7 protein-coding genes and 1 pseudogene are annotated in these 10,887 nt (G+C 70.2%); 4 read left to right on the forward strand and 4 right to left on the reverse strand.

The features are described 5' to 3' along the window. Positions 1 to 81: 81 nt before the first annotated feature. From tnpB to D7V93_RS27315, 4 genes are all read right to left on the reverse strand, one after another. Positions 82 to 306: an IS66 family insertion sequence element accessory protein TnpB gene (tnpB, locus tag D7V93_RS47735; RefSeq protein WP_147451362.1), complete on the reverse strand. Its 225-nt coding sequence runs from the start codon at positions 304 to 306 to the stop codon at positions 82 to 84. Positions 307 to 519: 213 nt separating this feature from the next. After that, positions 520 to 1,848 carry a ferritin-like domain-containing protein gene (locus D7V93_RS27305; RefSeq protein ID WP_120646186.1) on the reverse strand — a complete coding sequence of 443 codons (1,329 nt, stop codon included), beginning with the start codon at positions 1,846 to 1,848 and terminating at the stop codon, positions 520 to 522. A 186-nt stretch (positions 1,849 to 2,034) separates the two neighbouring features. Then, complete coding sequence (locus tag D7V93_RS27310; protein ID WP_120646187.1) at positions 2,035 to 2,445, reverse strand: hypothetical protein; 411 nt, start codon at positions 2,443 to 2,445, stop codon at positions 2,035 to 2,037. A gap of 135 nt (positions 2,446 to 2,580) precedes the next feature. Continuing rightward, a complete protein-coding gene (locus tag D7V93_RS27315; protein ID WP_120646188.1) occupies positions 2,581 to 4,530 on the reverse strand; it encodes a discoidin domain-containing protein in 1,950 nt (649 codons plus the stop codon). A gap of 311 nt (positions 4,531 to 4,841) precedes the next feature. On the opposite strand from D7V93_RS27315, the gene D7V93_RS27320 reads away from it, so the two are divergent. The 4 genes and pseudogenes from D7V93_RS27320 to D7V93_RS27335 form a co-directional block, all read left to right on the forward strand. Then, complete coding sequence (locus D7V93_RS27320) at positions 4,842 to 5,927, forward strand: ATP-binding protein (protein WP_120646189.1); 1,086 nt, start codon at positions 4,842 to 4,844, stop codon at positions 5,925 to 5,927. Further along, positions 5,927 to 8,245 carry a DUF5682 family protein gene (locus D7V93_RS27325; protein ID WP_120646190.1) on the forward strand — a complete coding sequence of 773 codons (2,319 nt, stop codon included), beginning with the start codon at positions 5,927 to 5,929 and terminating at the stop codon, positions 8,243 to 8,245. Before D7V93_RS27320 ends, D7V93_RS27325 begins: the two co-directional genes overlap by 1 nt. Continuing rightward, positions 8,242 to 9,456 (forward strand): VWA domain-containing protein, encoded by a 1,215-nt coding sequence (locus tag D7V93_RS27330; protein ID WP_120646191.1) that lies wholly within the window; start codon positions 8,242 to 8,244, stop codon positions 9,454 to 9,456. Before D7V93_RS27325 ends, D7V93_RS27330 begins: the two co-directional genes overlap by 4 nt. Next, positions 9,449 to 10,887: pseudogene (locus D7V93_RS27335) on the forward strand (HEAT repeat domain-containing protein); the annotation flags it as partial. The gene D7V93_RS27330 and the pseudogene D7V93_RS27335, both read left to right, overlap by 8 nt.

The following is a 10,887-nucleotide window of genomic DNA, read 5'->3' on the forward strand; positions in this document are numbered from 1 at the left end:
ACCAAGCGGACTTCCGGTGCCTGCGCTTCGACGGCGGATGGTGGCTGCATGGGAAATCCCGCTCCTCCCCCTCATGTTTCTTCAACCGGAGGGCGACTGCGGTCTCTTCCAAACTACAACTGTAGGACTAGCCTTCAGTACTTTGATGTGGTCCCCCCGCCGCGAGACAAAGGCGAAGAGGTGCCCCGAGTAGACATCCTCACCCCACGCAGTGCGCACCAGCGCCAAGAGGCCATCGATAGACTTGCGCATGTCCACCGGCTCGGTCGCCAGCACCACGCGCACCGATGCAGGAAGCGTGAACACCGCCTCACCGCCCCAGCGCGGCGACGAGACGCGTCACGTACGCCATGTCCGTCCCCACGGCGAAGCGCGCCCGCGCTCTGCTTGCCGCCACTACCTCCAGCACGGACTTGGCCGCCGCAGGCGCCGTCGCCACCTACACCGGTAACAGACGCACCGGCTCACCTCACGCCGTCTCGGCCCGCCGACTCCGGGATACCCACGACTGCAACGTGGTCACGCCCACAGCTCCTGCTCCAGCGTGTCGAGCAGGGACAGGGCGACCTCGGGCGTGGGCAGGCCGGCTTCGGTGACGAGGCCCGTGTCGAGCGGCATGGCGACCTCCGCGCGCAGCAGCGCCACTGCCTGCCGCTGGGCCTCGCGCAGCGCTTCCCGCTCCGGGGCGGAGAGGCGCGGCCGGGCCCACTGGTCGATGTCCCAGGACAGACCCGCGTGCCGCGTCTCATCCTCGGCGATGCGGACCATGGCCTCGCGCACCTCCGCGTCTTGCGCGTGCAGGGCCTGGTAGTGGGCCACCAGCGCGCCGTACGTCTCGCGCACGCAGCCCTCCACGGCGTTGTCCATCGCCACCTCGGAGAGCGGGCGCAGGGGACGCGCGGCGACCACGGGACGCTGGGGCGTGGCACCGAAGCGGCGCGCGAGCCGGTCCGTCACGTCGGTGTGCATCACCTCGTCCATGGCGCTGCGTTGCGCCGCGTCCTGGAGGCCCGCGTCGGCGCCGTGCAGCGCCAGCTCTTCGCGCAGGCGCAGGAAGGCGTGGACGGACGCCGCCTCCAGGTGCGCGGCCTCCGCGAAGTAGCGCCCCAGCGCGTCCGTGCCCTCGCACGCGCCCGCGACCTGGAGGCCCACGGGCCGCCGGCCGATGGCGCAGTTGGGGTCGCCCTTCTCCAGCACGTGGACCTCCAACTCGCGCACCTCTCCGGAGGCGGACACCCGCACCACGTGCTGCGTCAGCTCCGTGCCCTTGCCGCAGGCGGTGCCCCGGGTGGCGACGACGTTGAACGTGCCGTCGAAGTTCCGCTTCACCGCGCCCTGCTCCAGGTTGCTGCAGGACAGCCAGTAGCCAGAAGCGTAGGTCTTGAGCACGGCCTCCTGTGCGGTGGTGATGGTGCCCAGCAGCTCCTGGAGCGACTCCTGCGTGTCGTACGTCTTCACCTCGTCACCGCGCGTGGTGACGAGGAAGGTGTCGGAGCAGCCCCGCAAGCAGTCCCTGTCGAAGCCCTCGGCGGGCACGGCCTCCGCCAAGGCCGTCTGACAGGCGGCGACGTCGGTGGCCGTCGCGCAGGCCTGTCCGGAGGAGGATGCAGGGGTCCAGGAGAACGGCTGGCTTTCCGAGTCCGGTGGCCGGTAGCGAAGCTGGATGAAGTCCGGCGCCGGGGAGATCGTCAGGTCGCTGAGGGCCGGGGAGCCGTTGTCGCACGCGATCGCCGAGTAGCCCTCCAGCTCCGTGCCGCTGCCATGACCGCAGCCCGCGAGGACAAGGGGCGTGGCGAGCGAGGCGCGCAGGGCGCGCGAGAAGAGGTGGCGCAGCCGAAGGACTTGCATGGGGACGACTCCCGAGGAGATGAGGTGTCCCAGTCGCTACAGCAACAGCGATGCCAGCGCTTCCGTCACAGGGGAGGACTGCCCGCCAGGGTGACGCCGCGTGCTCGGAAAACCGGGGGGATGATCAGAAACCTGAGGGGTCCGTCCCTTGCGGAACGGACCCCCGGGAAACGGCGAAGCTGGAAACTACTCAGACCAGTACGACCCGAGGCCCGCGCGGACGAGGTCGCAGATGTAGACGATGCTGTCGTCCCCGTTGTCGTAGACGCCGCGAGCGTGGAGGCAGCGCGCGCTGCTGGGACGGGGCGCGCCGTACTGCGCGGCCAGCTGCTTGCAATAGTTGTCACCCGCCGTGCCGGCCGTGCACTCCACCGTGCACGCGTTGCCACTCTCCCAGGACGGGTTGTAGGTGGGGTACGAGTCCGCGGTGTTCCAGCACAGGCCGCTCGAGCACTGGGAGTCGCTCGAACAGGACTTGCCGATGGAGAGCAGCGACTGCTCCTGCGCGGCGAGCGTCGGCTCCGCTGCGTCCGTGCCACAGGCCAGCGAGAGGACCGAGGCGAGCACCATCAGCGATGAGGCAAGGGGAAGCTTCATGGATGACTCCATTCCGGGGGAAACGGGGAGTCACCGTTCTACCAGATCAAGCTGTCCGTGCTCGTGGAACCTGTGGTCGTGGACACCTCCCCGCGCGAACGTCACGGGGAGGTGCCGGTCATCACGGCCGTGGTTTCAGAAGACTTCGAGTTCAGCGAGCTGGACGTAATACATGCCGCCCACGGCGCGCAGGTTCGTAGCGACCACCCGGACGAAGCGCGCGGGCCGCGCGGTGAACTCGTAGGTCTGGACGCCGCCGGGCCGCGGGTGATTGGTCCGGGTGACGACGGACGTCCAGTTGGCGCCATCCGTGGACACCTCGATGCTGAAGTTGACCGGGAAGCCGTCGCCCACGACGGTGCCGTAGGTGGCGTCGTTGCGCGGGTAGAGGTCCACGCGGCTGACCCGCCGCTCGAAGGGGAACTCAAAGCGGATCCACTGCGTCGTGGCGGCGCTGGAGGCGCCCATGCTGGACCAGCCGTAGCTGGTGGAGTTCGAGTCGCGGAGGCCATCCACCGCCCGGTTCGAGGTCCACCGCGTGTCGGGCTGGGTGGCGCTGTAGCCCGTCGTGCTGGAGACCGTCACGGCTGCGTTGCGCGACAGGTTGCAGACGGCCGCATCCGTGGTGGTGGGCCCCGGGCCTCCCGCCACGCCGTAGAGCTTGTGGATGCCGAGCCGGTCGTAGCACCCCAGCAGCAGCCCGCCCGGAGACCCGGACGTGCCCACGCTGCCCAGCGGCTGCGGGCTGACGGCGGTTCCGGACCGGTAGTGCATCACGGAGCTGTAGTCATAGGGACCGAAGGTCGTGTACTTCGCCGCGCACTCCTTGCGGTTGTTGCTGTCGTTGCCAATGCCGGTGACGTAGGTGTCCCGGTCGCACCGCTGCTGCTCGTGGATGAGCCCCACCGCGTGGCCCATCTCATGCTGCACGGTCCGCTGGGTGACGCAGTCCGGGTCGATGCGGATCTTCTGCGGCAGCCCGCTGCGGCCCACGATGGAGTTGCCACAGGCGTTGGACAGGTTCTTCACCTTGAACATCACGCGGGAGAAGCGCGACGTGTCCTCGACCCATTGCACCGGGGCCCGGCTGTTCCAGTCCGTGATGAAGCCGCGGATCGCCTGCCGGTTGGCGTCGCTGACCTCCCGGTGGAACTCGTAGTAGACGGTGTTGTTGGGCCAGCGCGAGTCGATGATCTTCCGCTTCCAGCAGCCCACCTGCCAGAACTTGCAGCGCTGGTGGGTGTTGATGCCCGCGGAGGAAGCGCTGACCCCGTCGGTGCTCCCCACCTGGGCGCTGCCCACCTGGTTGATATAGGCCTGATACTCCACGAACAGGCCGTCCAGCTCCGTGGCCTCGCCCACGAGGATGTCCTCGCTCACCGAGGCATCACCGTTGTCGAGCGTGATTTCGGCCTGCTCCCCATCCGAGAACGTATAGGTGAGCTGCCCCGGGTTGTCGTACAGCTCCACCTCCGCGAGCTGGAAGTAGTAGCTGCCGGAGACGGAGTCCAGCCGCGTGGCCCGGATGCGCAGGAAGCGGGTCTGCACCGTGGAGAAGCGGAAGCTCTGGAGCTGCTCGGTGGGGGTGGGTTGGTTGACCTGCGTCACCACCGGCGTCCACGTCGCGCCATCCGCGGAGACCTCGATGACGAAGTCCCGGGGGAAGCCATCTCCCAGCACGGTGCCGAACGTCGCGTCATTGCGCGCGTAGAGCTGCACCTCGTTGACGGAGCGCTGCGTCCCGAAGTCGAAGCGGATCCACTGGGAGGTGGACTCCGCGCCGCTCGACATGGAGGACCAGCCGAAGGCCCCGTCCACCGACTCGCGGTTGCCATCCAGCGCCTTGTCGATGGCCCACCGCGTGTCCGGCTGGGTGGGGCTGGAGCCCGTCGTGCTGGAGACCGTCACGGTCGCGGCACGCGCCAGGTTGGGCAGACAGGGCACCGAGGAACACAACCGTGATGTCGGCAGCGCCACAGCGGCTTCGCTCTGCCGCGAGTCCGTCTCCTGGGGGTCGGAGGGAGCGCCACACGCCATGAGACCCATCAGACCGAGCCCCAGGCCCAGTCGGGAGAATACCTTCATCTGTGATTGCCTTTCGTTGATGCCGCGAGCGTGTGCGCGAGCGGCCCGTGACCGGTTCAAGCGGTCGGGCGCGGCGGTTCGTGCGGCGCGGAGGACTGTATCAAAGCAAACCTGGAATGGCCATCTGGGTGGCTATTCTTGTTTTGTTGGAATCGGTCTTTGTATGGATTTGAAGGATAGGGTTCGCTCACCCGGCTGTCGTCACTCAGGCACGGGTCCTTGAAGGTTGAGGAATCCCCCGGTCCGGAGGCGACGCGGGAAGCAGGCAGGGCATTTGCCGGATGTCAGACCGAGTGGATAGCGTGCAGTCCATGCCGGACATCCGCCTGCCTGCCGAAGCGAAGTACAAGAACGAGCTGGACGCCCTCGCGGCGCACGACGACAAGCCCCGCCCACCGGGTTGGGCGCTCTCGCCGCGCGCGGTGGAGATGTACATCCTGGGCAGCCCCAAGCCCGTGGGTGGCGTCACCATCACGCCCAAGTACGTGGGCGACCGGGGCATCGTGCAGGTGTGCATCGCCACGCTCGCGTCGGACCGGGCGCTGATGCTGGTGGGCGAGCCGGGCACCGCGAAGAGCTGGTTGTCCGAACACCTCTCCGCGGCCGTCAGCGGCACGTCCGGGCTCGTCGTCCAGGGCACGGCGGGGACCAGCGAGGACCACATCAAGTACTCGTGGAACTACGCGCTGCTGCTCGCGCAGGGGCCGTCGCCCGAGGCGCTGGTGCCGTCGCCCATCCTGCGCGCCATGCGCACGGGCAAGTTCGCCCGCTTCGAGGAGGTGACGCGCACGTCGCCGGAGATCCAGGACTCGCTCATCTCCATCCTGTCGGAGAAGCAGGTGTCGGTGCCGGAGCTGGGGGAGATTACGAGCGCGCAGCGGGGCTTCAACCTTATCGCCACCGCGAACACGCGCGACCGGGGCGTGAACGAGATGAGCGCCGCGCTCAAGCGCCGCTTCAACTTCGTCACCGTGCCGGTGGTGGAGGACCTGGAGCAGGAGATCCAGATCGTCACCAAGCGCGAGGCGGAGCTGCGCACGGACTACCAGGTGGGGGTGCCGCCGCCGGAGGAGCTGTCGCGCGTGCTGCTGACGCTCTTCCAGGAGCTGCGCAAGGGCGTGACGAAGGACGGCAAGACGAAGGTGCGCACCCCCGGGGCGGTGCTGTCCACGGCGGAGGCCATCAGCGTGCTGTTCAACAGCGCCATCCTCGCGCAGCAGTTCGGTTCGGGGACGGTGACGTCGCACGAGCTCGCGGCCTCGCTGGTGGGGGCGGTGGTGAAGGAGCAGGAGGACGACGTGAAGGCGCTGCGCGAGTACATGGAGACGGTGGCCAAGGGCCGCCCGGGTCCATGGAAGGACCTGTACTCCGCGAGCAAGAAGCTCCTGAGGGGCTGATGGACTTCGCCCTGCTCTCCCGGGTGCAGCACTTCCCGGTGCGTCACCACTCGCCGCGCACCACCGCCGTGCTCCAGCGCTGGCTGGAGAAGGTGAAGCCCGAGGTCGTCCTCGTGGAAGGCCCCTGCGACGCCACGGGGATGGTGGACGTGCTGTGCGACGCGCAGACGCGGCCGCCCGTGGCCATCCTGGGCTACCGCACGGACGGCACCCCGGCGTCCTCGCTGTGGCCCTTCGCGGCCTATTCGCCGGAGTACCAGGCCCTGCGCTGGGCCCGGGCGAACGGCGCGCGCGTGGAGTTCATCGACATCCCGGTGGGCGTCAGCCTCGCGGTGGACCGCGATGCGCCCGGGCTGGGGCTGGAGACCGGGGAGGCGGAGGAGGGCGCGCCCGGCTCCGTCCCCGTCTCCGAAGATGCGGTGCCGCTCACGGACGCCTTCGCGCGCTCGCAGGGCTACCGCTCGTTCGAGGAGTTCTGGGAGGCGGCCTTCGAGGCGCCGGACTGGAGCCCGGAGCTGTTCCGCCCGGTGCTGCTGGCCTGGGCGGAGGTCATCAACGCCGGGCCCCGGCAGGGGTACCACCGGCAGCGCGACGCCTTCATGGCGCGCAAGGTGCTGGAGGTGGTGGCGGGCGGCGTGGCCCCGGAGAAGGTGGCGGTGGTGGCGGGCGCGGCGCACATCGCGGCCTTCGTGGCCGGGGACGTGGAGCCCGCGCTGGAGGCGAAGCTGCCCAAGGGCGTGCCCTGCGCGGTGACGGTGATTCCGTTCAGCTTCCCCCGGCTCGCGGAGCAGCTGGGATACGGCGCGGGCAACCGGGCGCCGCACTTCTACCAGAAGGCCCACGAGGCCCACTGTGACTTCCGGCGCGCCACGCTGGAGGTGCTGCTGGACTTCGCCAGCCACCTGCGGATGCGCGGCTTCTCCGCGTCGCTGTCGGACGTGCTGGAGGCGTACCGGCTGGCGGTGATGCTGTCGGACCTGCGCGAGAAGACGGCCCCGGGCCTGGACGAGCTGCGCGAGGCGACGGTGGCCACGCTGTGCCGGGGCGACGCGACGCACGTGGACGGCTTCCTGTGGAAGAGCGTCGTTGGCCACCAGGTGGGGCAGGTGGCGAGCCGCATCGGGCAGAACTCGCTCCAGGCGGAGTTCTGGCGCGAGGTGGGCGAGCGGCGGCTGCCGCGCACGGACAGCGCGGAGACGTTCGCGCTGCGGCTCAACAACGAGGTGGAGGTGGGCTCGTCCGTGTTCCTCCACCGGCTGCGTGTGGCGGGGATTCCGTACGCGACGCTGTCGGGCACGGGCTCGCGCTCGCAGGTGGCCACCGAGGCCGGGGGCTACGCGGCGCTCACGCGGGTGCGCGAGTCGTGGCAGGCGCAGTGGACGCCGTCCACGGACGTGGCGCTGGTGGAGAAGATCGTCCTCGGCGACTCGCTGGAGGGCGTGACGACGCGCGTGCTCCAGGAGCGGCTGACGCTGGCGAAGACGACGGCGGAGGCGGCGGACGTGCTGCTGGAGTCCGTCATCACCGGCTGTCCCCAGACGGTGGCCTCGGCGCTCCGGGCCTGTGACGCGCACGCGGCCACGGACGCGGACCTGCCCTCGCTGGCGTCGGCGGCGCGGGCGCTGTCGGGGCTGATGGCGTACGGCACCTCGCGCGCGCACTCGGCGGTGGGCGACGAGGCGGTGGCGTCGCTGGGGGAGAAGACCTTCGGGCGGGCGCTGCTGCGCGTGCGCGAGGCCAGCGCGTGCGCTCCCGAAGCGGTGGCCAAGGTGCTGGAGGCGCTGCGCACGCTGCACGAGGTGGCGCTGTCCCAGCCGCGCGCGGACAAGGCGGGGTGGCTTGCGGAGGCGCGGGCGCTGATGGAGAGCCACGCGGTGCACCCGGCGACGGCGGGGCTCGCGACGGGCCTGCTGTACCTGGCGCGGGAGCTGCCCGAAGCGGACGTGGCGCTGGAGGTGGGGCGGCGGCTGTCGCTGGCGGTGGAGCCCGCGGACGCGGCGGCGTACCTGGAGGGCTTCCTCCAGGTGAACGCGCTGGTGCTGGTGAAGAGCCGCGAGGTGGTGAAGGCGCTGGATGCGTTCCTGTGCGGTGTGGAGCCGGAGCGCTTCCGGCAGACGCTGCCGGTGCTCCGAAGGGCGCTGGGCACGCTGGGCGCCACGGAGCGGCGCTACCTGATGGAGAACGTGATGGGCGTGCGGCAGTTGAAGGACAAGGGCCGCGCGGTGAAGGCGGTGCTGGAAGAGAAGGACAAGGAGACGTTGAAGGACATGAGCGCGGAGCTGGGCAAGGCGCTCGATGACCTGGACGACCTGCTATGAGCGTGGACCCCAAGGACCTGGAACCGAAGGACCGCGACGCGCTGCTGCGCTGGCGGCTGGCGCTGGGCCCGGAGGCGGAGAAGACGGGCTCCTGTCCGTCGCTGGGCACGCTGGTGGCCGGCGCGGACACGGTGGGTCTGGGCGGCGGCGACCTGGAGGAGCTGGATGACACGCTCTCCTTCGTCTACGGCGAGCGCTCCGCGGGCCGGGGCGGTTCCAAGCCCTACCTGCCCAAGTGGCTGGGTTCGCTGCGCGACTTCTTCCAGGACGACGTCATCGCGCTGGTGCAGAAGGACGCCATCGAGCGCAAGGGGCTCACGCAGCTGCTCTTCGAGCCGGAGACCCTGCCGTTCCTGGACAAGAACGTGGAGCTGGTGACGACGCTGGTCAGCGCGCGCGGGCTCATCCCGGACCAGGCGAAGGACCTGGCGCGCGGCATCATCCGCGAGGTGGTGGACGACCTGCGCAAGAAGCTGGAGTCGCCGCTCAGGACGGCGGTGCTCGGGGCGCTCAGGCGGGACAGGACGAGCCCCATCCCCATCGCGAGGAACATCGACTGGCGGCGCACCATCCGCGCGAACCTGAAGGGCTGGGATTCGGAGCGCAAGCGGCTCATCCCGGAGCGCTTCTACTTCTGGCCCAACCAGCGGCGGCACCACGAGTGGGACGTGACGCTGGTGGTGGACCAGTCCGGCTCCATGGCGGAGAGCGTGGTGTACAGCTCCGTGATGGCGGCCATCTTCGCGTCGCTGGACGTGCTGCGGACCAGCCTCGTCCTCTTCGACACGGAGATCGCGGACATGACGCCCATGCTGTCCGACCCCGTGGAGGTGCTGTTCTCCGCGCAGCTGGGCGGCGGCACGGACATCAACCGGGCGGTGGCCTACGCGCAGGAGCACTACGTGCGCCGGCCGGAGAAGACACTCTTCATCCTCATCACCGACCTGTACGAGGGCGGCAACGCCGAGGAGCTGGTGGCGAGGCTGCGGCAGTTGGTGGACTCACGCTCGAAGGTGCTGTGCCTGCTGGCGCTGTCGGACAGCGGCCGGCCCTCGTATGACCATGCGATGGCGGAGCAGCTCACCGCGCTGGGGATTCCGTGCTTCGGGTGCACGCCCCGCAAGCTGGTGGACGTGGTGGAGCGGGTGATGCGCAACCAGGACCTGACGCCGCTGCTCGCGTCGAGTGAAAAGGGGAACCGTCATGGCTGACGTACGGCCCATCATCGGAATGGGAGCGCTGACGGAGATCATCAGCGACAAGGCGGAGCTGGCCAAGGGCGCGGCGCTGTTCGATGGCAAGCAGCTGACGAACCTGTCCCGCTACGAGAGCCGGCTGTTCGCGGACGCGGCGGGCTCCGGGGCGACGCCGTACAAGGTGTCGCTCGTGTTCGGCGAGGCGCGCTCGGACGTGAAGGGGCGGTGCTCGTGCATGGCGGCGCGCTCGCGCCCGTTCTGCAAGCACGCGGCGGCGCTGCTGGTGGCGTGGGCCCGGGCGCCCCAGGCCTTCGTGACGGCGGAGTCGGCCCCGGTGGCACCGGGCGGCACCGGCACGAAGAAGAGCGTGAAGAAGGGCAAGGCGGAGACGGGCGAGCTGATGAAGGCCGGCGTGGCGCAGGTGTCCACGCTGGTGCGGGAGCTGGGCCTGTCGGGCGTGGCGTCGCTGGGGGCGGATCGGCCGGAGCAGGTGCGCGCGCTGGGAGAGGCGCTCCGGGCCAACGGGCTGCGGCGACTGTCGGCGCGGGCGGTGGAGCTGGCGGGGCTGCTGGACGCGGCGGTCGCACGCACGGGGACCTTCGAGCCGCCGGTGTTCACGGACCTGGTGGCGGACATGCTGCTCACGGCGCGCAAGGTGGAGAAGCACCTGGGCGGCGAGGCGCTGGAGGACCGCCATGTCGAGGAGCTCATCGGCAAGACGTGGACGAAGAAGGACCGCAAGCCGGTGACGGGGCTGACGCTGGTGGAGTACGCGTTCTCCTCGCGCGTCACGCCTGACAAGTTCCTCATCCGCGAGAGCCGCTTCGTGGACCTGGTGTCGGGTGGGCACTACAGCGAGAAGCAGATCCTCCCCGCGACCCTGAAGACGGTGGTGCCCAAGAAGAGCCACGCGGGCTACGTGCTCCAGGGCGCGCAGGGCGGCGAGTACCCGGGCTTCGCGCCGCACCGGCTGGACCTGGCGGAGTGGACGGGCGGGACGCCGGTGGACCGGGCGCCGCTGGAGCGGCTGCTGGAGGTGGCGCTGCCGGACGTGAGCGCGGCGATGGCGGCCTTCCAGGAGCACCGCAAGGACGTCTTCGCGCCGGACCTGCTGCCGGTGGCGGTGCGGGTGGAGACGCTGCTGGCCAGCGGGGCCCGCTCGCAGTTCGTGGACCGTGCGGGCCGGGCGCTGTTCCTGCCCGCGGATGCGTCGCTGGAGGAGCCGCTGGCGGGGGCCCTGGAGGGCGCGAAGCTGCTGGCGGTGCTGGGCGACGTGGGGCTGGAGGCGGCGCTTCCCACGCTGTTCCCTTCGGCGGTGGTGGTGGACTCGCCCGAGGGGTTGGATCTGCGCCCGCTGGGACGGGCGGAGGACGTGCCCGTGTCGCCCCGGCGGCGCGGACGGGCCCGGCCCCCGGTGGCGCCGGGTGCGCTGCCCCGCAGCGGGTG

The sequence above is a fragment of the Corallococcus llansteffanensis genome, from assembly GCF_003612055.1.
Taxonomy (GTDB): Bacteria; Myxococcota; Myxococcia; order Myxococcales; family Myxococcaceae; genus Corallococcus; species Corallococcus llansteffanensis.